Source organism: Listeria ivanovii subsp. londoniensis (assembly GCF_000763495.1).
In the GTDB taxonomy this organism is placed as follows: Bacteria; Bacillota; Bacilli; order Lactobacillales; family Listeriaceae; genus Listeria; species Listeria londoniensis.
The window spans coordinates 2,585,001-2,607,390 of record NZ_CP009576.1; the positions used below are offsets into that span (position 1 = coordinate 2,585,001).

General features: G+C 39.8%; 20 protein-coding genes, 2 tRNA genes and 2 rRNA genes (1 of these 24 running past the window's edge). 13 read left to right on the forward strand and 11 right to left on the reverse strand.

The features are described 5' to 3' along the window. From JL53_RS12690 to yugI, 8 genes are all read right to left on the reverse strand, one after another. A 23S ribosomal RNA gene (locus JL53_RS12690) occupies positions 1 to 2,106 on the reverse strand (it extends 827 nt beyond the left edge of the window). 172 nt (positions 2,107 to 2,278) lie between these two features. Continuing rightward, positions 2,279 to 2,354, reverse strand: a tRNA-Ala gene (locus tag JL53_RS12695). A 43-nt stretch (positions 2,355 to 2,397) separates the two neighbouring features. Then, a tRNA-Ile gene (locus JL53_RS12700) sits at positions 2,398 to 2,471 on the reverse strand. 129 nt (positions 2,472 to 2,600) lie between these two features. Beyond that, a 16S ribosomal RNA gene (locus JL53_RS12705) occupies positions 2,601 to 4,150 on the reverse strand. Together the 16S and 23S rRNA genes with 2 tRNA genes alongside form the textbook arrangement of a ribosomal RNA operon. Before the next feature lie 356 nt (positions 4,151 to 4,506). Then, a complete protein-coding gene (locus tag JL53_RS12710) occupies positions 4,507 to 5,265 on the reverse strand; it encodes a DeoR/GlpR family DNA-binding transcription regulator (protein ID WP_038407797.1) in 759 nt (252 codons plus the stop codon). Positions 5,266 to 5,369: 104 nt separating this feature from the next. After that, the gene (locus tag JL53_RS12715) at positions 5,370 to 6,722 is read right to left on the reverse strand and encodes a glucose-6-phosphate isomerase (RefSeq protein ID WP_038407798.1); all 1,353 of its coding nucleotides are present in this window, start codon (positions 6,720 to 6,722) and stop codon (positions 5,370 to 5,372) included. Between the two features lie 102 nt (positions 6,723 to 6,824). Then, positions 6,825 to 7,232, reverse strand: a complete 408-nt coding sequence (locus JL53_RS12720) for an NUDIX hydrolase (protein WP_003720678.1) — start codon at positions 7,230 to 7,232, stop codon at positions 6,825 to 6,827. Between the two features lie 146 nt (positions 7,233 to 7,378). Continuing rightward, positions 7,379 to 7,732 carry a S1 domain-containing post-transcriptional regulator GSP13 gene (yugI, locus tag JL53_RS12725; protein WP_038407799.1) on the reverse strand — a complete coding sequence of 118 codons (354 nt, stop codon included), beginning with the start codon at positions 7,730 to 7,732 and terminating at the stop codon, positions 7,379 to 7,381. Positions 7,733 to 7,884: 152 nt separating this feature from the next. On the opposite strand from yugI, the gene JL53_RS12730 reads away from it, so the two are divergent. The 3 genes from JL53_RS12730 (at position 7,885) to JL53_RS12740 (ending at position 10,982) form a co-directional block, all read left to right on the forward strand. After that, positions 7,885 to 9,051 carry a MalY/PatB family protein gene (locus JL53_RS12730; RefSeq protein ID WP_003720680.1) on the forward strand — a complete coding sequence of 389 codons (1,167 nt, stop codon included), beginning with the start codon at positions 7,885 to 7,887 and terminating at the stop codon, positions 9,049 to 9,051. 147 nt (positions 9,052 to 9,198) lie between these two features. Continuing rightward, positions 9,199 to 10,302: an ABC transporter permease gene (locus JL53_RS12735; RefSeq protein ID WP_003720681.1), complete on the forward strand. Its 1,104-nt coding sequence runs from the start codon at positions 9,199 to 9,201 to the stop codon at positions 10,300 to 10,302. Further along, on the forward strand, positions 10,302 to 10,982 hold the full coding sequence (locus tag JL53_RS12740) for an ABC transporter ATP-binding protein (protein WP_038407800.1): 681 nt from the start codon (positions 10,302 to 10,304) through the stop codon (positions 10,980 to 10,982). Before JL53_RS12735 ends, JL53_RS12740 begins: the two co-directional genes overlap by 1 nt. A 43-nt stretch (positions 10,983 to 11,025) precedes the next feature. Here JL53_RS12740 and JL53_RS12745 read toward each other — a convergent pair whose 3' ends face one another. Next, positions 11,026 to 11,340: a PTS sugar transporter subunit IIB gene (locus JL53_RS12745; RefSeq protein ID WP_003720683.1), complete on the reverse strand. Its 315-nt coding sequence runs from the start codon at positions 11,338 to 11,340 to the stop codon at positions 11,026 to 11,028. Positions 11,341 to 11,585: 245 nt separating this feature from the next. On the opposite strand from JL53_RS12745, the gene JL53_RS12750 reads away from it, so the two are divergent. Then, positions 11,586 to 12,947, forward strand: a complete 1,362-nt coding sequence (locus JL53_RS12750; protein WP_038407801.1) for an aspartate kinase — start codon at positions 11,586 to 11,588, stop codon at positions 12,945 to 12,947. 46 nt (positions 12,948 to 12,993) lie between these two features. Here the strand turns inward: JL53_RS12750 and JL53_RS12755 are convergent, their stop codons facing one another. Further along, positions 12,994 to 13,578: a peptidylprolyl isomerase gene (locus JL53_RS12755; protein WP_003749321.1), complete on the reverse strand. Its 585-nt coding sequence runs from the start codon at positions 13,576 to 13,578 to the stop codon at positions 12,994 to 12,996. A 229-nt stretch (positions 13,579 to 13,807) separates the two neighbouring features. On the opposite strand from JL53_RS12755, the gene JL53_RS12760 reads away from it, so the two are divergent. From JL53_RS12760 to mnhG, 8 genes are all read left to right on the forward strand, one after another. Beyond that, positions 13,808 to 15,019 (forward strand): lmo2377 family MFS transporter, encoded by a 1,212-nt coding sequence (locus tag JL53_RS12760; RefSeq protein ID WP_038407802.1) that lies wholly within the window; start codon positions 13,808 to 13,810, stop codon positions 15,017 to 15,019. 355 nt (positions 15,020 to 15,374) lie between these two features. Further along, entirely contained in the window at positions 15,375 to 17,783 is a 2,409-nt protein-coding gene (locus tag JL53_RS12765; protein WP_038407803.1) for a Na+/H+ antiporter subunit A, read from the forward strand. Continuing rightward, entirely contained in the window at positions 17,767 to 18,192 is a 426-nt protein-coding gene (locus tag JL53_RS12770; RefSeq protein ID WP_077916290.1) for a Na(+)/H(+) antiporter subunit B, read from the forward strand. Before JL53_RS12765 ends, JL53_RS12770 begins: the two co-directional genes overlap by 17 nt. After that, on the forward strand, positions 18,192 to 18,539 hold the full coding sequence (locus JL53_RS12775; RefSeq protein ID WP_003720690.1) for a Na(+)/H(+) antiporter subunit C: 348 nt from the start codon (positions 18,192 to 18,194) through the stop codon (positions 18,537 to 18,539). The genes JL53_RS12770 and JL53_RS12775 overlap by 1 nt, the downstream gene beginning before the upstream one ends. Beyond that, positions 18,532 to 20,016, forward strand: a complete 1,485-nt coding sequence (locus JL53_RS12780) for a Na+/H+ antiporter subunit D (protein WP_074674004.1) — start codon at positions 18,532 to 18,534, stop codon at positions 20,014 to 20,016. Before JL53_RS12775 ends, JL53_RS12780 begins: the two co-directional genes overlap by 8 nt. A 6-nt stretch (positions 20,017 to 20,022) precedes the next feature. Next, a complete protein-coding gene (locus tag JL53_RS12785) occupies positions 20,023 to 20,502 on the forward strand; it encodes a Na+/H+ antiporter subunit E (RefSeq protein ID WP_003720692.1) in 480 nt (159 codons plus the stop codon). After that, positions 20,499 to 20,786: a Na(+)/H(+) antiporter subunit F1 gene (locus JL53_RS12790; RefSeq protein ID WP_003749336.1), complete on the forward strand. Its 288-nt coding sequence runs from the start codon at positions 20,499 to 20,501 to the stop codon at positions 20,784 to 20,786. Before JL53_RS12785 ends, JL53_RS12790 begins: the two co-directional genes overlap by 4 nt. Further along, positions 20,770 to 21,363, forward strand: a complete 594-nt coding sequence (gene mnhG, locus JL53_RS12795; protein WP_038407805.1) for a monovalent cation/H(+) antiporter subunit G — start codon at positions 20,770 to 20,772, stop codon at positions 21,361 to 21,363. Before JL53_RS12790 ends, mnhG begins: the two co-directional genes overlap by 17 nt. Before the next feature lie 20 nt (positions 21,364 to 21,383). On the opposite strand, the gene menI is transcribed toward mnhG, so the two are convergent. Beyond that, a complete protein-coding gene (menI, locus tag JL53_RS12800) occupies positions 21,384 to 21,773 on the reverse strand; it encodes a 1,4-dihydroxy-2-naphthoyl-CoA hydrolase MenI (RefSeq protein ID WP_003720695.1) in 390 nt (129 codons plus the stop codon). 128 nt (positions 21,774 to 21,901) lie between these two features. Here menI and JL53_RS12805 point away from each other — a divergent pair, with 128 nt between their 5' ends. Continuing rightward, positions 21,902 to 22,375, forward strand: coding sequence for a divergent PAP2 family protein (locus tag JL53_RS12805; protein ID WP_003720696.1), 474 nt, complete (start codon positions 21,902 to 21,904; stop codon positions 22,373 to 22,375). Positions 22,376 to 22,390: the final 15 nt, after the last annotated feature.

Consider the following 22,390-nt stretch of genomic DNA (forward strand, 5'->3'; position numbering starts at 1 on the left):
CTCCACGGGGTCTTTCCGTCCTGTCGCGGGTAACCTGCATCTTCACAGGTACTATAATTTCACCGAGTCTCTCGTTGAGACAGTGCCCAGATCGTTGCGCCTTTCGTGCGGGTCGGAACTTACCCGACAAGGAATTTCGCTACCTTAGGACCGTTATAGTTACGGCCGCCGTTTACTGGGGCTTCAATTCGTACCTTCGCCGAAGCTAAGCACTCCTCTTAACCTTCCAGCACCGGGCAGGCGTCAGCCCCTATACGTCACCTTACGGTTTTGCAGAGACCTGTGTTTTTGCTAAACAGTCGCCTGGGCCTATTCACTGCGGCTCTCTCGGGCTTGCACCCTAATAGAGCACCCCTTCTCCCGAAGTTACGGGGTCATTTTGCCGAGTTCCTTAACGAGAGTTCTCTCGCTCACCTTAGGATTCTCTCCTCATCTACCTGTGTCGGTTTGCGGTACGGGCAGTACTACTCTTCCTAGAGGCTTTTCTTGACAGCGTGAAATCAGGAACTTCCGTACTTTATTTCCTTCCCCATCACAGCTCATGCTTCGCAAGAAGCGGATTTGCCTACTTCTCACACTCACTGCTTGGACGCACATTTCCATTCGTGCGATTCCCTATCCTTCTGTGTCACCCCATCGGTTAAACAATTAGCACTGGTACAGGAATCTCTACCTGTTGTCCATCGCCTACGCCTATCGGCCTCGGCTTAGGTCCCGACTAACCCTGAGCGGACGAGCCTTCCTCAGGAAACCTTAGATATTCGGTGGAAGGGATTCTCACCCTTCTTTCGCTACTCATACCGGCATTCTCACTTCTAAGCGCTCCACCAGTCCTTCCGGTCTGACTTCACCGCCCTTAGAACGCTCTCCTACCACGAACCTCTCAAAGAGGTTCATCCACAGTTTCGGTAATATGTTTAGCCCCGGTACATTTTCGGCGCGGGGTCACTCGACCAGTGAGCTATTACGCACTCTTTCAATGGTGGCTGCTTCTAAGCCAACATCCTGGTTGTCTAAGCAACCCCACATCCTTTTCCACTTAACATATATTTGGGGACCTTAACTGGTGGTCTGGGCTGTTTCCCTTTCGACTACGGATCTTATCACTCGCAGTCTGACTCCCGAGTATAAGTACATGGCATTCGGAGTTTATCTGAATTCGGTAACCCGAGAAGGGCCCCTAGTCCAAACAGTGCTCTACCTCCATGACTCTTTACCTCGAGGCTAGCCCTAAAGCTATTTCGGAGAGAACCAGCTATCTCCAAGTTCGATTGGAATTTCTCCGCTACCCACACCTCATCCCCGCACTTTTCAACGTGCGTGGGTTCGGACCTCCAGTAAGTATTACCTTACCTTCATCCTGGACATGGGTAGATCACCTGGTTTCGGGTCTACGACCTGTTACTTATTCGCCCTATTCAGACTCGCTTTCGCTACGGCTCCGCTTTTTCCGCTTAACCTTGCAACAAATCGTAACTCGCCGGTTCATTCTACAAAAGGCACGCTATCACCCATTAACGGGCTCTAACTACTTGTAGGCACACGGTTTCAGGAACTGTTTCACTCCCCTTCCGGGGTGCTTTTCACCTTTCCCTCACGGTACTGGTTCACTATCGGTCACTAGGGAGTATTTAGCCTTGGGAGATGGTCCTCCCGGATTCCGACGGAATTTCACGTGTTCCGCCGTACTCAGGATCCACTCTGGAGGGAAAGCTATTTCAACTACCGGGCTGTTACCGTCTTTGGCGGGCCTTTCCAGACCGCTTCATTTATAACTTTCTTTTGTAACTCCGTATAGAGTGTCCTACAACCCCAAGAAGCAAGCTTCTTGGTTTGGGCTCTTTCCGTTTCGCTCGCCGCTACTCAGGAAATCGATTTTTCTTTCTCTTCCTCCAGGTACTTAGATGTTTCAGTTCCCTGGGTCTGCCTTCCTCACGCTATGTATTCACGTAAGGATACTATCCGACTAAAGATAGTGGGTTCCCCCATTCGGAAATCTCTGGATCAACGCTTACGTACAGCTCCCCAAAGCATATCGGTGTTAGTCCCGTCCTTCTTCGGCTCCTAGTGCCAAGGCATCCACCGTGCGCCCTTTCTAACTTAACCAATTTACTTCATTGAAGTAAAGGTTGTTTTTCTGATTTTCCGTATCAGCGATGATACATCCAATCAGATGAAAGATTCACTTTCAGATGATTCTCGGTTACTTGTGTCATAAATAGTTACCTATTTATGCTAACTTTACTAACTTTCTTATCTAGTTTTCAAAGAACAATTTTGGTGGAGCCTAGCGGGATCGAACCGCTGACCTCCTGCGTGCAAAGCAGGCGCTCTCCCAGCTGAGCTAAGGCCCCTTAAATAGGATATTATGTTGTTTCTTCTGTCAGAAAGAAAAAGTGGGCCTAAATGGACTCGAACCATCGACCTCACGCTTATCAGGCGTGCGCTCTAACCAGCTGAGCTATAGGCCCGTCAATAATGTAGTGGCTCTTTGCCCAAGGCAACGCGCCGTGCGTACTTTATCTGACATCTAAGAGAATGACCTCTCAAAACTGAACAAATATAGAAGAACGAAAACTCACAGGTTTCCTTTTCCTTAGAAAGGAGGTGATCCAGCCGCACCTTCCGATACGGCTACCTTGTTACGACTTCACCCCAATTATCTGTCCCACCTTCGGCGGCTGGCTCCTAAAAGGTTACCCTACCGACTTCGGGTGTTACAAACTCTCGTGGTGTGACGGGCGGTGTGTACAAGGCCCGGGAACGTATTCACCGCGGCATGCTGATCCGCGATTACTAGCGATTCCGGCTTCATGTAGGCGAGTTGCAGCCTACAATCCGAACTGAGAATGGTTTTATGGGATTGGCTCCACCTCGCGGCTTCGCTACCCTTTGTACCATCCATTGTAGCACGTGTGTAGCCCAGGTCATAAGGGGCATGATGATTTGACGTCATCCCCACCTTCCTCCGGCTTGCACCGGCAGTCACTTTAGAGTGCCCAACTAAATGCTGGCAACTAAAATCAAGGGTTGCGCTCGTTGCGGGACTTAACCCAACATCTCACGACACGAGCTGACGACAACCATGCACCACCTGTCACTTTGTCCCCGAAGGGAAAGCTCTGTCTCCAGAGTGGTCAAAGGATGTCAAGACCTGGTAAGGTTCTTCGCGTTGCTTCGAATTAAACCACATGCTCCACCGCTTGTGCGGGCCCCCGTCAATTCCTTTGAGTTTCAACCTTGCGGTCGTACTCCCCAGGCGGAGTGCTTAATGCGTTAGCTGCAGCACTAAGGGGCGGAAACCCCCTAACACTTAGCACTCATCGTTTACGGCGTGGACTACCAGGGTATCTAATCCTGTTTGCTCCCCACGCTTTCGCGCCTCAGCGTCAGTTACAGACCAGAGAGTCGCCTTCGCCACTGGTGTTCCTCCACATATCTACGCATTTCACCGCTACACGTGGAATTCCACTCTCCTCTTCTGCACTCCAGTCTTCCAGTTTCCAATGACCCTCCCCGGTTAAGCCGGGGGCTTTCACATCAGACTTAAAAGACCGCCTGCGCGCGCTTTACGCCCAATAAATCCGGACAACGCTTGCCACCTACGTATTACCGCGGCTGCTGGCACGTAGTTAGCCGTGGCTTTCTGGTTAGATACCGTCAAGGGACAAGCAGTTACTCTTATCCTTGTTCTTCTCTAACAACAGTACTTTACGATCCGAAAACCTTCTTCATACACGCGGCGTTGCTCCGTCAGACTTTCGTCCATTGCGGAAGATTCCCTACTGCTGCCTCCCGTAGGAGTCTGGGCCGTGTCTCAGTCCCAGTGTGGCCGATCACCCTCTCAGGTCGGCTATGCATCGTTGCCTTGGTAGGCCTTTACCCTACCAACTAGCTAATGCACCGCGGGCCCATCTGTAAGCGATAGCCGAAACCATCTTTCAAAGTGATGACATGCGTCACTACTTATCATTCGGTATTAGCCCCGGTTTCCCGGAGTTATCCCCAACTTACAGGCAGGTTGCCCACGTGTTACTCACCCGTCCGCCACTAACTTTGGAAGAGCAAGCTCTTCCTCCGTTCGTTCGACTTGCATGTATTAGGCACGCCGCCAGCGTTCGTCCTGAGCCAGGATCAAACTCTCTTTAAAATATAAATTGAATTTGAATACTTATTCAACACCGTGAATAAGATTCCTTGCGTCAAATTGACTTCGCTAGCAATTAAATTACTAGTTTGTTTTGTTGAAAACAGCTTTCTGTTTTCTGCCCTGCGATTACCAGTGAGACTTTACGTCTCATTGCTTTTCGTCTTCTTCTTTGTTCAGTTTTCAAAGGTCAATTTCTTTTGCTGCAAAAGCGTTTCGTCCGCATCAGCAACGTTTATAAATATACCAAGATTTTTGCCTTTCGTCAATACTTTTTATCAAGTTTTTTAAATAAAGATGAAAAAAGATGTTTTGAATGTATAAAAACATGTGAAAATGCGGTTTTTCTACCAAAAACATTAAGTTGTATAAATTTGCATTCCTTTTTCTTCAAACTGCTCTTTTAAGACCGGATCTATTTCTTTCCCAGTAATTATTGAAGAGATTTCATCAAGCGTGGCATATTTGTATAATGAAATGCGACCGAACTTCGTATGATCGGTGACTAAAATCACTTCATCAGCAGAATGGAGCATTTGTTGTTTGGCAGGAATAAGGTATTCGTCATAATGCATCAAACCTTTGTCAATATCAAGTGCCGGTGTCGTTACAAATGCTTTGTGTACATGGATACTTTGTAATGTTCCACTAGTTATCATGCCATTCAATATGAATGTCTCTGGATAAATAACTCCACCAGTTACAATTACTTTAGATGGAGAGAAGCGCATAATAGAAGCAACATTAATATCATTTGTAATAACTGTTAGCTTCGAGCGCTCTTTTAAAGCTGTTGCAATATGCCCGGTTGTTGTTCCGGCATCTAGGATGATCGTGTCTCCATCTTTGACCATCGTAGCAGCCAAAGTAGCGATTCGTTGCTTTTCTTCAAAGCGGACTTCACTACGTTTTTTCCAGTTGGGTTCGGAAACTACTTTTTCTTCAATCATTACACCGCCATGCGTTCTTTTTAGTTTTTTGTCTTTTTCTAGAGATGTTAAGTCGCGACGAATGGTTGCTTCATGAACTTCAAAATGTTTAGCTAGTTCATTGACAGTCGCTATTTTCCGGTTTTTAACATATTGGACAATGGCTCGTTTCCGTTCAATCGATAGCACTTCTTCTCCTCCTTTTGTTTTCTTATATGGTAACGCCAATAGAGAAAAATCGCAAACAAACAAAAAACCTTGAAGCACAGGCTCCAAGGTTTTGCTTTTGAAAATTAGTTGTTTAAACGTTTTTCTAGTTCTGCTTTTTTCTCTTCAAATCCTGGTTTGCCAAGAAGAGCGAACATATTTGCTTTGTATGCTTCTACTCCTGGTTGGTCAAATGGATTTACGCCATTAAGGTAGCCGCTGATTGCGACTGCTTTTTCAAAGAAGTATACTAGGTAACCGAATGTATACGCATCTAGTTCAGGTACTTCGACAACAAAGTTTGGTACTTCACCGTCTGTATGAGCTAGTAGTGTACCTTCAAAAGCTTTTGTGTTAACGAAATCAACTGTTTCACCAGCAAGATAGTTAAGACCATCTAAATCTACTTCTTCTTTATTGATAGTTAGATTGTGGCGAGGTTTGTCCACCTTCACAACAGTTTCAAATAGGTTACGACGTCCATCTTGGATATATTGTCCAATCGAATGCAAATCAGTGGAGAAATTAGCGCTGGATGGATAAATACCTTTTTTGTCTTTCCCTTCACTTTCGCCAAATAATTGTTTCCACCACTCGTTAAAGTACTGCAAACCTGGTTCGTAGCTAATTAGAAGTTCAGTTACTTTTCCTTTGCGATAAAGCACATTACGAGCTGCTGCATATTGATAAGCAATGTTGTTTTTAAGTTCTGGTTTGGCGAAATCTTTACTTGCTGCTGCTGCGCCGTTCATTAATGCGTCAATGTCTACGCCACTAACTGCGATCGGAAGTAATCCTACTGCTGTTAAAACGGAGAAACGTCCGCCTACGTCATCTGGAACAACAAATGTTTCGTAGCCTTCATTATCAGATAATGTTTTTAAAGCGCCTTTTGCTTTATCAGTTGTTGCGTAGATACGTTTTTTCGCGCCTTCTTCACCGTATTTCTTAATTAAAAGTTCTTTGAATACGCGGAAAGCAATTGCTGGTTCTGTTGTTGTACCGGATTTAGAAATAACGTTAACGGAGAAATCACGGTCGCCAACTACTTCAATTAAGTCATGTAAGTAGGAAGAGCTAATGCTATTTCCTGCAAAAAATACTTGTGGTGTTTTGCGAGCACCTTTTTCAAGTACATTATAGAAGGAATGATTTAATGTTTCGATAGCTGCGCGTGCTCCAAGGTAAGAACCGCCGATACCGATAACGATTAACACTTCTGAATCACTGTGGATTTTTTCTGTTGCTTTTTTGATACGAGCAAATTCTTCTTTGTCGTAGTCTGTTGGCAAGTTAATCCAACCAAGTGCGTCACTTCCCGCACCAGTCCCATTATGTAATGCATCATGTGCTGCTTTTACTGCTGGTTCAAGGTAATCAAGTTCGCGTTCTTCAAAAAAACGGAGCGCTTTGGAATAATCAAATTTAATATGTGTCATCATTTTCCCTCCAAATTTTAAAAAAGTTTCTTTATTAACTTTATCTCAATCAGTGCTTTTTAGCAAGACTTGACAACTGTTATTTTTCACCATTTTTGAAAATTAGGTATAGTTTTCATATAGGACGCCTTCGCTTCTAAGCAGTTCATTTAAAGTTAATTGGTCTATATTTAATAAATCATCTGCAAGTGGAATCGGAAGCCATTTTACATGGAATACACTATCGTCATGTTCGACAGCTGCTATGTCTCCAGTTGGTTTTGCCCGAAAGACGAATGTACAAACATGCTCCCAAGTAGCACGTCGCTCTTTGCAGGACAAAATGGACTCGACTTTCACATCTATATTCGTTTGACTTTTTACTTTGTTAGCGATAGCCTCTTCCATTGTTTGATCGGGTTCTACTTGTCCACCTGGAAACGTCCAAGTCATATTGCGATTTCTTACTACCAATACTTCATCTTTCTTCTCATTGTAAACAAATGCTTGCACATGAATAGACCTTTTCACAAAAATCCCCCTTTGTTAACCAGCTTATTTTTCTAAGTAAATAGAAAATTACTACTATCTATTCCCTTTTTCTAAAATATTAGTCAATTAAATTGATCAGCCTAGCAAATTCGACCAAATTCGGCCTTATTGTAGGTTGATTGAGATCATTTATCTGCTTTTTTTATCCATTCTTCTAATTTATCCCGCAGTGTATTAAATCCTTCATCATTTTCACCAGATGATACGTTTTTCTTTTTAGCCGATTGTTCTTTTGGTGCGTCTTCGGTAGCTCTAATAGAAAGACTAATTTTGTTTTTTTCTTCATCAATGTCTAAAATTTTCACTTTGACCGCTTGTCCTACTTCTAAGAAATCATGGATGTCTTTTACAAAACCATGTGTAATTTCTGAAATATGGACTAAACCTTGTGTAGACTCATTTAATGCTACAAACGCCCCGTAACTTTGAATTCCAGCGATTTTTCCAGAAACTACTTCTCCTACTTTGAATGTACTCATCTTCATTCCACCTGCTTTCTAGTGTTACAATATTTTAAAATTATAACATTTAGTTCTGACTTTAACAATTATTCTAAATCTTTTTAGAGCAAGCTTCAGGACTACCTTTATGCTATAATTAATAAGAATAAAAAGATTGGAGTGTGGCATATTTGAGTCAATTTGATGAAGTCATTCCGCGTAATGGAACTAATTCAGAAAAGTGGGACGGGGCAGAAGAATTATTTGGTCGTAAAGATATTATCCCCATGTGGGTAGCAGACATGGATTTCCGTGCACCAAAACCAGTACTTGATGCTTTCCAGCGTCAAATCGATCACGGGATTTTTGGTTATTCAACAAAATCAGAGGGACTTGTCGATGCTGTTATCAATTGGAATAAGAATCAGCATCAGTTCGAAATTGATTCTAGTACACTTTTCTTTAACGGGGCAGTTGTTCCGACAATTTCGCTTTCGGTTCGCTCGCTTACTAATAAAGGTGATTCGGTACTGATGGTCTCGCCAATTTATCCACCGTTCTTCAATATAACCAAAGCAACGGAACGAAAAGTAGTGATGTCTCCTTTAGTATATGAAAATCACCAATATCATATGGATTTTCATGATTTAGAAACTCGTATAAAAGAAGAAAATGTAAAACTATTCTTACTGTGTAATCCTCAAAATCCGGGTGGTCGTTGTTTTTCAAAAGAGGAATTAGTGCAATTAGCTGAACTTTGCGAAAAATACCAAATCCCGATTATTTCTGATGAAATTCATGCCGATTTAGTTATGAAGCCTCACAAACACATTCCAATGATGGTTGCAGCACCGTTTTATGCTGACCAAATTATTACATTGATGGCAGCGACAAAAACATTCAATTTAGCAGCTATTAAAGCTTCCTACTATATTATTACGAATAAAGATTACCAAGAAAAATTTGTTGCAGAACAAAAATATGCCGCTACAAATGGGCTTAACGTTTTTGGAATTATTGGTACAGAAGCAGCTTATCGCTACGGAGCTCCTTGGCTTAATGAGCTAAAGGATTATATTTACAGTAATTATGACTATGTAAAAACTAGTCTTGAAAAAGAAGTTCCAGAAATTGGTGTCACAGATTTAGAAGCTACTTACCTAATGTGGCTTGACTGCCGTTCATTAGCCAAAGATGAAAAAGCCATTTATGCTGATTTAATAGAAGCAGGTGTTGGTGTTCAAATGGGCTCCGGGTTTGGTTATTCAGGCAAAGGGTTCATTCGCCTGAACATTGCCTGCCCAAAAGAAACACTTGAAAAAGGCGTAAAACTTCTTATTGAAGGGCTTAAAAAATAGTAAAAATAAAGAAGCTAAACGTAATTTTGTTTAGTTTCTTTTTTTAGTCAAATGGAGCGAGCTTTGTTATACTAATGTTTGGAAAGCAAGAGAGATGAAAATTTCTTCATCCCTTTCTTACATAAATTAAAGGAGTTGGTATAACCGATGTTTTTAGGTCTTCGCGAATTAGTTTATTCTAAGTTGCGCTATATTTTAGTAACAGGCATCATGGTTTTAATTATGTTACTATCACTTATTTTATCTGGGCTAGCAAATGGACTTGCCTATGATAATGCTTCATCCGTTGCAGATAACGGGGTTCCATATTATGTTCTCAGCAAAGACGCCCAAGACAAATTATCTCGCTCACAGTTTCCAGAATCCAAACTTGCAGAAGTGAAAAAAGACGAGAATGTAAAAGATGCTGCGGTTCTTGGACAATCCATGCAAACATTAAAACGAGAAAGCGATGACAAAAAATTCAGTGTGGCGCTTTTCGGAATTCAACCAGATAGTTTCCTTGCGCCAAAAATTTCAGAAGGAAGTAGCATTCAAATAACCAAACCAGATGAAATTGTAGTCGATTCTTCCCTTAAATCAGACGGAATTAAAATCGGCGATGTGCTAATGGATGATATTTTAAATAGAGAACTAACGGTGGTCGGTTTTACAGACAATCAAAAATACAGTCATGCGCCAGTTGTTTATCTTAACATCGCTACTTGGCAAGAAATCAACCCTGTCTTATATCACCAAAAAATCCCACAAACAAGTACAATTGCTATTAAAACAGACAATCCAGACAAAGGGGTAACACTTTCAGATAAAGATCTAACAACGATTGACCACAAAGGCTTTTTGAATCAAATCCCTGGGTATTCTGCTGAACAAATGACGCTTAATATGATGATTTATTTCTTAATTGTTATTGGCGGATTCATTCTGACAGCTTTCTTCTATGTAATGACGCTACAAAAAACGACCCAATTTGGTATTTTAAAGGCGCTCGGAACGAAAACAAGTTATTTAGCGAAGAGCATTATTACGCAAGTCGTGATTATTTCACTTATAAGCATTTTAATCAGCGTTGGTGTGACACTCGTTTTACCAAGCATTATGCCTGAAGCAATGCCATTTAGACTAAGTTCGATGACAATTGCGCTTTACAGTGGAATATTCTTCCTAGTCGCTTTAGTTGGAGCACTTTTATCACTTAGACGAATTGCTAAAGTAGACGCATTAGATGCTATTCGAGGAGGTGATGAATAATGGAAACTCTACTATCATTCGAAAATGTTTATAAAGACTATCCGTCCGGTCCTTCAATTATTCATGCACTGAAGGAAACAAACTTTGAAGCGAAGAAAGGCGAACTTATTGCCATTGTTGGCCCAAGTGGTTCTGGTAAAAGTACATTACTTTCGCTTGCAGGTGCACTTTTAACACCAACTGGCGGAACTATTTCGATTAATGATAAGTCTATTAGTAACTTATCAGCAAAAGAGCAAACTTCTCTTCGTTTAGAAGAAATCGGCTTTATTTTCCAAGCTGCTCACCTTGTTCCTTACTTACGTGTGAAAGATCAAATTGGCTTTATTGGAAAAATGGCTGGGAAAAATGCTGCTGAATTAGAAAAAGAAGCTACTGCCTTGCTTGCTCAACTTGGAATCGCTGACCGGGCAAACGCTTTTCCAAAAGACTTATCAGGTGGTCAAAAGCAACGTGTCGCGATTGCACGGGCGCTTATTAATCAGCCATCTGTTATTTTAGCGGATGAGCCAACTGCCAGCCTTGATACGGAAAGAAGTCGTGAAGTCGTGACGTTGCTTCGTGATGAGGTAGTTCAAACTAGCCGGACTGCGATTATGGTTACACATGATGAACGGATGTTAGATTTAGTCAATCATGTTTATCGTATGGAAGATGGCTTGCTTACTCAAGAAAGTTAAAAAACCTGTGTGGCGAGATTCGCCACACAGGTTTTTTTAATGTTTACTTTTGATAGTTTTCAATTAATTCTAATGCTTGGCCAAGTACTTTTTCCCCGTTCATCGTACCATAAGCGGCCATGTCGATTACATCTACTGGAATTTTCCCAGCAGCTAATTCATCAACTGTTTTCTTTTGATAACGCACTTGTGGTCCTAAAAGTACTACATCTGCATCATCAATTAAATTACTTACTTCAGCGATAGAGTACGCTTCGATTTCACATTCTTCTCCGCGCGCTTCTGCTGCTTTACGCATTTTTGTTACTAAAAGGCTTGTTGACATTCCTGCCGCACATACTAAAACAATATTTTTCATCGTAATCTTTCCTTTCAGATTAAAGCTGCTTTTTTGGTACACTCTCATTATATCCTACCTTTCCCTTTTTAAACAAGTAAACGAATGGAGCTACAAAAAATTTATTTAAAATAAGAAAAAGCATTGCGATTTCATGCGAAAAGAGCGATAATAGACAATAACTTTATCCGAAAGCTCAGAAAATTTCGCATCATCCAAAAACAACACTTTCGGAAGATAAAAAATTCAAATCAGGAGTGTGTGGCATGAAAGTAATTAAATTTGGCGGGAGTTCTTTAGCATCAGGGATTCAATTAAATAAAGTTTTCCAACTTGTAGCGGAGGATTCTGATCGAAAAATCGTTGTTGTATCAGCTCCTGGTAAACGTTTCAAAGAAGATACAAAAGTGACGGACTTACTTATTGATTGCGCGACAAAAGCACTTTTAGGAGAAAATACGACAGAATTATTTGAAGCTGTCATTGCTAGATATGCGGGAATTGCGCTTGATACGGGAATGGATGGTGCGATTATCCAGCAAATTCGTACAGATTTACAAGCGACAATTTCTTCTGACAAAAGCGATCCTGATAAATTTTTAGATCGAATGAAAGCTAGCGGAGAAGATAACAATGCGAAATTAATCGCAGCTTATTTTAAATTTAAAGGCTTAAATGCCAACTATATTAATCCAAAAGATGCTGGATTACTCGTGACGAACGAACATGCAAGTGCTCAAGTTTTACCTGAATCTTATGACCGGTTGTTTGCACTTCGAGAACGAGAAGGTATCATCGTTTTCCCTGGATTTTTCGGTTACACAAAAGACGGCGAAATTAGTACTTTTTCCAGAAGTGGTTCTGATATTACTGGAGCGATTGTGGCCAATGGGGCGCAAGCTGAGTTATACGAGAATTTTACTGATGTGGATGCAGTTTATGCAGTCAATCCGGCTATTGTAAAAAACCCGAAGAAAGTACTCGAACTTACTTACCGCGAAATGCGCGAACTTTCTTATGCTGGCTTCTCTGTTTTTCATGACGAAGCCTTGATTCCGGCCTTCCATGCAGGGATTCCTGTTCATATCAAAAATACAAACAATCCTGATTCATGCGGAACTCGTGTCGTACATGAACGTGAAAACAGCAATGGGCCAGTCGTTGGAATTGCGAGCGACGACGGTTTTTGCAGCATTTATATTAGTAAATATTTAATGAACCGGGAAATTGGCTTTGGTCGAAAAGTGTTACAAATCTTGGAAGACTCTGGGCTGAACTATGAGCATATGCCATCCGGAATTGATGATTTAACTATTATTATTCGCGAAAATCAGTTTGGCGAGGACACCGAACAGACAATTATGGCTCGATTGAAAGAAGAATTAAATGCCGATCAAGTTATTATGCAACATGGAATTTCACTGATTATGGTTGTAGGCGAAACAATGCGCCATAACGTTGGGATAACTTCACGTGCTTCTAAAGCTTTATCCGACGCAAAAGTAAACATTGAAATGATTAATCAAGGCTCTTCAGAAGTAAGCATTATGTTCGGCGTCAAAGAAGCACAGGAAAATACAGCAGTTCGGGCGCTATATAATGAATTCTTTTCGGAGGTTTTGGTTTAAAAACAAAACAAGTTTTTCACGGATTAGCATGAAAAACTTGTTTTTTTTATTTAATATTAATCTTCTCAATCACAACATCATTCACTGGTTTGTCTTGCATGCCAGTTGGTAGTCCTGCGATTTCGTCTACTACGTCCATGCCTTCGATTACGTGACCAAAAACTGTATGGCGTCCGTCTAACCAAGGAGTTCCGCCTTCTTTATAGGCTTCGATAACTTCTACTGGGAAGCCTGCTTGTTCCATTTGACCAAGCATATCAGCAGGCATATCTGGTTTTTGAACGATGAAAAATTGGCTTCCGTTTGTATTTGGGCCAGCGTTTGCCATCGATAAAGCACCACGCAAATTGAATGCTTCTGTAGAAAATTCGTCTTCAAAAGCTTCTCCCCAAATACTTTCACCGCCAGTACCACGGCCGTCTGGGTCGCCACCTTGGATCATGAATTCAGGAATAACACGGTGAAAAATAAGTCCATCGTAATAGCCATTTTTAGAATGTGTAACAAAATTTTCTACTGTTTTTGGTGCGATTTCTGGGAACAATTTGATGCGGATAGTTCCTCGGTTTGTGATCATTTCTGCTTCAATCTCGTTAGGTGCTACTTCTTTTGATAATTGTGGATAAGTCATATTGTAAAAACTCCTTCTTGTTTTAATTGATTGTTCACTAACGTAGCCAAATAATAAGTAAATTAACAACGACAGCAATCAAATATAGTACTAGTATAACAGCTGAAACCCAAATGACAATTTTTTTAACCAAAAATGCACTTCCTTCACTTTATTTTTCATTCGCTATCTTTTATTCTATAATGAAAAGGTGAGTTTTAACAATAATACGAATAGAGATGATTTTTTTATGACAACAAGAAAAAGAAATTTGTACATTTTAATGGTTGCTAATTTGTTGATGTCAGCTAGTATGACGATGATTATGCCGTTTTTATCGCTCTATATTGACACATTTGGAGATTATAGCGACTCTTATGTTCAAAGATGGGCAGGCTATATTTTCGGAGTTACTTTTTTAGTGGCATTTATTTTTTCTCCTATTTGGGGACGAATTGGAGATAAACATGGTTATAAAGGGATTTTGATTTTAACTTCTTTTGGTTTAGCAATTTGTATTTTCCTGATGGGATTTGCACATTCGGTTACTTACTTGTTGATTTTACGAATTTTTATGGGTGTTGTTACAGGGTTCATCGGGGTTAGTAATGCTTTTATTGCACGACAAACTCCTAGAAATGAAGCAGGGAAAATCCTTGGAACACTTCAACTTGGTGGTGTTACTGGCATGTTATTTGGTCCGCTAATAGGTGGAGCGATGGCTGATTTATTTGGTTTTAAAGATACTTTTACCATTACAGGGATTGCGATGATGCTTGCGGCGTTACTCGTTGCTCTTGGGGTAAAAGAGATTCGGACAGAAGAACAAAAGGAAGCCGCGAAAGTAGTTTATTCGAGACGAGCTGTTTTAAAACAAATCTTTACGCTACGTGTTCTCTTTACGGTAATGATTATTACTGCTCTTATTCAAATTGCGAATTTTAGCGTACAGCCACTCTTAGCACTTTATGTTGGAGATATGACTCACTCGAATAATATTGCTTTTTTATCTGGTTTAGCTTTTTCAGCGACTGGTTTTGGGAATTTAGTAATGACTCGAAAATGGGGACAGCTTGGCGATAAGTATGGCTATGAGAAGATTTTAAATATCTTGTTAATTATGGCTGCTATTTTTGTTATTCCCCAAGCTTTTGCAACAAATCTCTGGTTTTTTATTTTCTTCCGCTTTTTATTTGGAATTGCTATTGGTGGAATGGTTCCCTGTACGACGGCATATATTCGGCTTGCAGCACCTGGTGTTATGCAAGGTGAGATGCTTGGCTACAATCAAAGTGCTCGTTTCTTAGGGAATGTTATTGGGCCAATTCTAGGCGGTACACTTGCTGGCTATATTGGAATACCTAGTGTTTTCCTTTTTATGAGCTTTATGTTTTTTGTCGCCTTTTTTGTTTTACTATACGCACTTCATTCCGACAGAAAACGCCATGTTAATGTTGATTAAGTTTTAGCAAATCTAAGTTTTTTTCTTAGGTTTGCTTTTTTATTCTTCCTATTTAATTGTTTTTTAAAATTACATAAATTGATTTAGAAAGTTAAGTTTTCCACCTTTTTTTCAACTAAAAAAGTATGTTATAATAAAAAATATAAAAAGTACGGCGATTATTTGGGTACTTTAGGAATGGTAAAGTTATAAAAATAAAGCATTTTTATGATTTAGTACGACTTTCTACTATTTTTAGTTACATTTAGATTTCATTAAATGTAAGTACTTGCTTAAAAAACAATGATTTTCCTGTTTTATTTTCCTAATTCCAGGAGGACTTTCCGTATAAAAAATCTTCGAGGGGGAGCCGATTTTGTCATTTCTTCATCTAGCAATTCTTTTGCCTTTCATTGTGGCACTCTTAATTCCACTATTTTATCGGTGGACAAAACAAATCCACACTGGCTGGCTAGTACTTCCGATTCCAGTATTCCTATTTATTTATTTCTTAACTTATATCCCAAAGACGATGGACGGGGCAACGGTTGTTTCAATGCCTTGGATTCCGCGACTTGGGATTAATTTTACGGTAGTTGTAGATGGGCTTAGTTTGCTATTCGCACTACTAATTACAGGGATTGGATCACTTGTTACGTTTTACTCGATTTATTATTTAGGAAAGAAAAAAGAGCGACTTAGCAATTTTTATACTTTCTTATTTATTTTTATGACCGCCATGCTTGGGGTTGTTCTAAGTGATAACTTGATTGTCCTGTATCTTTTCTGGGAATTAACATCGATTAGTTCCTTCTTATTAATAGGTTACTGGTATCATAGAGAGCGCTCGCGTTATGGTGCTCGTAAATCAATGATAATTACTGTATTTGGCGGTCTGATGATGCTTGGAGGGTTTATTTTACTCCATATTATGAGTGATTCTTACTCGATTCGTGCAATTATCCAAGACGCAGATGTTATAAGTCAAAGTAGTTTATTCATTCCGGCAATGATTCTTGTCTTACTAGGTGCCTTTACAAAATCGGCTCAAGTCCCCTTTCACATTTGGCTACCAGATGCAATGGAAGCACCGACTCCTGTTAGTGCTTACTTGCATTCAGCGACGATGGTAAAAGCGGGGATTTATATTGTAGCTCGGTTTACTCCATTATTCGCAAGTTCTGGTGTTTGGTTTTGGACGGTTTCACTTGTCGGAATTACTACACTCTTCTGGGGCTCTCTTAATGCTACGAAGAAAAATGATTTAAAAGCAATTCTAGCTTACTCGACAATTAGCCAACTCGGAATGATTATGGCATTACTCGGAATTGGGGCTGCGTCACTTCACTTTGATACGTTAAGTGATGATATTTATGTGATAGCCATTGTCGCTGCTGTTTTCCACTTATTCAACCATGCCACATTTAAAGGTAGTTTGTTCATGATGGTCGGAATTGTCGATCATGAAACAGGAACACGTGATATCCGGCGCCTCGGTGGTTTAATGCGAATTATGCCGATTACTGCTACGATTGCTTTCATTGGCACATTTGCAATGGCCGGCATTCCACCTTTTAATGGATTCTTAAGTAAAGAAATGTTTTTTGAAAGCATGGTGAATATTACACATTTGCAGTTGTTTGACGCAAGCACTTGGGGGGTTATTCTTCCTATTGTTGCTTGGATTGCCAGTGTGTTTACCTTTGTTTATAGCATGATTATTTTCTTCAAAACCTTTACCGGAAAAGTGAAGCCTTACTTACTTCCAAAAAAACCACATGAAGCTTCCTTTGGTTTACTGTTGCCTCCAATTATTTTATCCGCTTTTGTGGTAATTATTGGTCTATTCCCTAATTTAATTGCTGAGCCAATTTTAGAACCAGCAGTTAGAGCGATTGTTCCGAGTCTTGATGCGGACTTTTCGATTCATATTAGTATGTGGCATGGATTTACTCCTGCACTTCTGATGACTTTCGGTGTTGTAATTGTTGGAGTACTCTTATTCCTAACACATAAATACTGGAAACCGTGGATTACCACTCGTGTTCCAAAAGCGCTAAGAATTGGAAAAACCTATGACAATGGTATGTTCTATTTGGAACAAGGCTCCTACCGAATGACAATGTTTATTATGACTGGTTGGCTCCGAACTTATTTAAATTATATGTTGTCCGCCTTTATTTTGATGATGGCTTCGGTGATGATTTTCACGCAGGCACTTGATTTCAACTTCACTACTATGACAAAAGTAACTGTGGTCGATTTTGTTTTAGCGGCTGTTATTCTTGTTACTTTGGTCGGAATTGTTTTCTCTAAATCAAGAATCACATCCATTATCTTGCTTGGGGCGATGGGTTACACGGTTAGTATTTTCTTTGTTATCTCTAGAGCACCTGACCTTGCTTTAACACAGCTTATTATTGAAACGATTTCGGTAGTACTCTATCTGCTCGTTTTCTATCATCTACCGCAATTCAGTAATATTGAAGAAAAGCCAAAATGGTTATCGATGAAGACTTTTTTAAGTATCGGGGTTGGCGTCATTATTACACTAGTCTCCCTATCTGCTTATAACACGACTTTCTATGATTCAATTTCGAAATACTATGTTGATAATGCTTACGTGGAAGCTGCTGGTAAAAATATTGTTAATGTTATCTTAGTAGACTTCCGTGGTTTTGATACGATGTTTGAAACAGCTGTACTTTCGATTGCTGCAATTGGTATTTATGCAATGATTAAATTACGTCTGACGAAACGAGGTGAAAATAATGAAAACGAATGACGTTCTTCTTAGAAATGTGACGAAAGTAGTTGCTTTCATTATTTTCTTGTTCTCACTCCATTTATTCTTTGCGGGTCATTATAATCCTGGTGGTGGCTTTGTTGCTGGGCTGACCACAGCAGGAGCGATTACTTTGACACTACTTGCTTATGATACAAAAACGGTTGCTAGTATGCTTAATATTAATACAATTATGCTTACAGGTATCGGGCTAGCTTTCGCACTTGGGACAGGGATGATTGGAATTTTTACGGGTGATCCTTTCTTGACGCATAAATTTGGTCATGTGGATTTGCCCATTTTAGGGGATACTGCGCTACATACAGCGACACTTTTTGACCTTGGTGTTTATCTTGTGGTTGTAGGTGTAACACTTACGATAATTCAAACGATTGGGGAGAGTGACTGATGGAACTATTAATGTCTATATTAATCGGCTTGATTTTTGCCGCAGCTGTCTATTTAATTCTCTCTAAAAGTTTGCTTCGGATTATTATCGGAACGGCTGTCCTCAGTCACGGAGTTAACTTACTCGTACTGACGATGGGCGGACTCAAAAAAGGACGTGTACCAATTCTTGGGACAGATGGCTCAGGAATGTACAATGACCCCCTACCACAGGCCCTTATTTTAACTGCGATTGTTATAAGCTTTGGTGTAACTGCCTTTTTCCTTGTTCTTGCGTATAGAGCGTATCAGGAGCTTGATAGCGAGAGTGTATCCAAGACGAGAGGACATGAAGCCGATGATGAATAATATAATATTAATGCCGATTTTAATTCCCTTTTTGGGAGCGATTGTTTTAATGTTACTTCCAAAACGAGTGATTATACAACGAATTTTTGCTTTAATTTTTAGTGGTATTTTAGTCGTTGCAACTTTTTCTCTTGTTTTTTACATTCGGGAAAATGGAATTACTACACTTAATATTGGTAACTGGGCTGCTCCATTTGGAATTACGATGGTGGGTGATATGTTTGCCATCTTACTTACAGCAACAACAAGTATTATTTTGTTCTGTGTAGTCTTATATTCCTTTTATACCATCGGAAAACCACGTGAGAAATTTCTTTACTATCCTGCAATGCTCTTTATGATTGTTGGGGTTAATGGGTCGTTTCTAACAGGCGATATTTTTAATATGTTTGTTTTCTTTGAAGTAATGTTAATGGCGTCTTACGTGCTGCTCGTAATCGGAGGGACACAAGTTCAATTAAAAGCAACCATTAAATACTTACTAATTAATGTAGTTGGTTCAGGATTTTTCGTTGTAGCCATCGCCTTGCTTTACTCAATGATTGGAACATTAAATATGGCGGATATTTCGGAAAAAATTTCTGATTTAAATGGTGCAAATACTGGAATGATAAGCGTTGTCGCCGTTCTTTTCTTGTTTGTCTTTGGGCTTAAAGCTGGTCTGTTTCCGCTTTACTTCTGGCTTCCGGGATCTTACTTTGCTCCTCCAATTCCAGTTCTTGCACTCTTTGGTGGTCTTTTGACAAAAGTTGGTGTCTATGCGATTATTCGAACCTATACTTTATTCTTTAGTTCACTGACAGATTTTGTTGTGCCTTTACTTGGGATACTGGCGATAATTACCATTATCCTCGGTGTCATTGGGGCAATTAGCTATTACGATATGAAGACCATCGTAATTTACAATATTATGATTGCTATTGGTGTGATTTTATTTAGCGTTTCGATTATGACACGCGAATCTATGACTGGCGCGGTATTTTATTTAATTCATGATATGATAATCAAAGCAGCTCTTTTCCTAATTGTTGGAATTGTGATGGCGATTACTGGTTACTCCAGTGTAAAGAAATTCAGCGGGTTAATGAGTGTGAAGCCGTCCCTTGGTTGGATTTTCTTTATTGCTACATTAGGCCTTTCCGGAATTCCACCTCTGAGCGGATTCATTGGCAAACTTTTGATTGTCGAAGGAGCTTTCTCAGCTGGACAAATTGCTGGTGGTATAATCATATTACTTTCTAGTTTATTCGTTCTTATGTCATTAATTAAAGTCTTTACAAAAGGTTTCTGGGGAGAGAAAAAAGGGGTATTCAATTTACAAATCCCTTATAAGAACATGCTCGTTCCAGTCATAATCTTATTAACTATTTCGATTGCATATGGAGTGTTTAGTAACGCAATTTATCCGTTTATTGAACAGGCGGTTGATCCACTTGTTGATCCTTCTGTTTATATTCATGCGGTGTTAAAGGAGTGATAAAAGATGGCTTTTCAACTTATTCTTAATATAATACTTGCTTGTTTGTGGATGTTTCTTGAGTCATCGTTTAGTTTTGCGACATTTATCATTGGCTTTATCATCGGGATATTCTTATTACTATTCATGCGACGCTTCCTTGGATCACGATTTTACATCTTCCGTTTGTTTGCTTTAGTCAAATTGGTGTTCCGTTTCTTACATGATTTAATCGTCTCTACTATTCATGTTAGCCGGATTGTCCTGAAAAAAGATATGAATATTCGTCCAGGTATTTTTAGATATGATACAACGCTTGAAACTGACTGGGAAGTAACGATGCTAGCTTTACTGATTACCTTAACTCCTGGGACACTTTCGATTGATATTTCGGATGATTACAAAGCAATTTATGTTCACTCTCTTCATGTGCCAAATATTGAGGAAGAAATTGCTACTATTCGTAAGTCTTATGAAGGCGCGATTATGGAGGTGTTCCACGGATGATTATTCAAATCGCCTTATCCATTGGTTTGCTACTATATTCGATTTCCACTTTCTTATATCTTTACCGAATTCTAAAAGGACCAACCACCTCAGACAAAGTAGTAGCACTTGATTCTATTGGGATGAACCTGGTTGCGATTGTCGCCCTACTGTCAATGTTTTATGATACTAATGCCTTTTTAGATGTTATTTTACTTATCGCTTTACTTGCATTTATTGGAACAGTTTCCTTTGCCAAATTTATTGAGAAAGGAAAGGTGATTGACCGTGAACGTGATAATTGAAATTATTATTTCCGTGATGATTTTAATCGGTGGTTTGCTTAGTATTCTTGCCGCAATTGGCGTTATTAGGCTCCCTGACGTATATACTAGAACTCATGCTGCGGGGATTAGCAATACTTTTGGAGTTAGTTTATTATTATTTGCCACAGTTGGTTATTTCTTTCACTCAGGAGAAGGCTTTAATGCGCGGGTTCTACTCGCTATCCTGTTCATCTTCCTAACAACACCTGTAGCTTCTCACTTGATTAACCGTGCCGCTTATGACACGGGTGTTCCACTTGCAATTCGAATTCGTGACCAATTGCGTTCAGTGAAAAAAGACGATATCAAGAAAAAGAAAAACCTAATTATTCGCCAAGAACAAATTGAAAAAGCACGACAAGAACGTGAGGAACTTGAAGAAAGAATGGAATGGGAACGACGCGAAGAAAAGATTGATGCGCGTGAAGATAAAGAAGAAGAACAACGTGAACGCGAGGAACAAACGATTGAAGAACAGTCGGATGATTCTGAGCATGAAATCATCGAACAAGATGAAAGTGAAACAGAGGAAGACGAAGATAAAACGAAGAAATAAAACAAGCATGGCACGAGTTTTTACTCTCCGCCATGCTTTTCGTTTCGTTTCTTTTTCACTGCTATCGTACATCTACTAATACAGATTAACTTGTCTGCCTCATCAGTAATTTTAACTTCCCATACTTGGGTGCTTTTTCCAAGGTGAACTGCCTCTGCGGTTGCAGTGATCAGACCATTTTTTTTGGAAGCAAGGTGATTAGCATTAATTTCTAAGCCAAAGACAATTTCGTCTGGTTTGATAGATTTGGCAGCACCAATACTTGCAGCATGCTCTGCTAGTACAACCGAAACACCACCGTGCAAATAGCCAAATGGTTGATGCACTTTTTCGGTTACTTCTAATTGAACTACCGCTTTCCCTTTTTCTACTGAAATGATTTGAATGCCAATTGTTTCTTGGAGTCCCATGAGTTCCCTTCTTTCCGAAATTGATTTATACTTTATTATATAAGAATTGGGAGAAAAATTCTATTATGTGTTTCTAGCAAGAATAGTTGTGGTAAAATAAGAATAGACTTTTTGACAGGAGAGATTAGATGTCGATATTTATGAATACACCTTTAATTGCATCGATTATTGCAATTGTATTTGCACAAGTTGTTAAAGTGCCGATACATATACTAGTATACCGCAAATTCAACGTCGGACTAATGTTTTCTACCGGTGGCATGCCTAGTTCTCATTCTGCTGCTGTAACGGCATTAATGACCACACTAGCCCTCGAATATGGCTTAGATTCTCCATATTTCGCAATCGCTGTTGTCTTTGGCATTATTGTCATGTTTGATGCAACGGGAGTTAGACGACAAGCTGGTGAACAAGCTGTCGTACTAAATAAATTAGTTACTGATTTCCAAGAATTCGTGGAACATGCTAAAGGTCTTGCTGCACCTGAACAAGAAGAAAAAACGAAACATTTAAAAGAATTGCTTGGTCATAAACCAATGGAAGTATTTTTTGGAGCTGTGACTGGGATTATTATTGGATTTATAATGGAATTTATTTTGTAACAAAAAAGCTGGCGC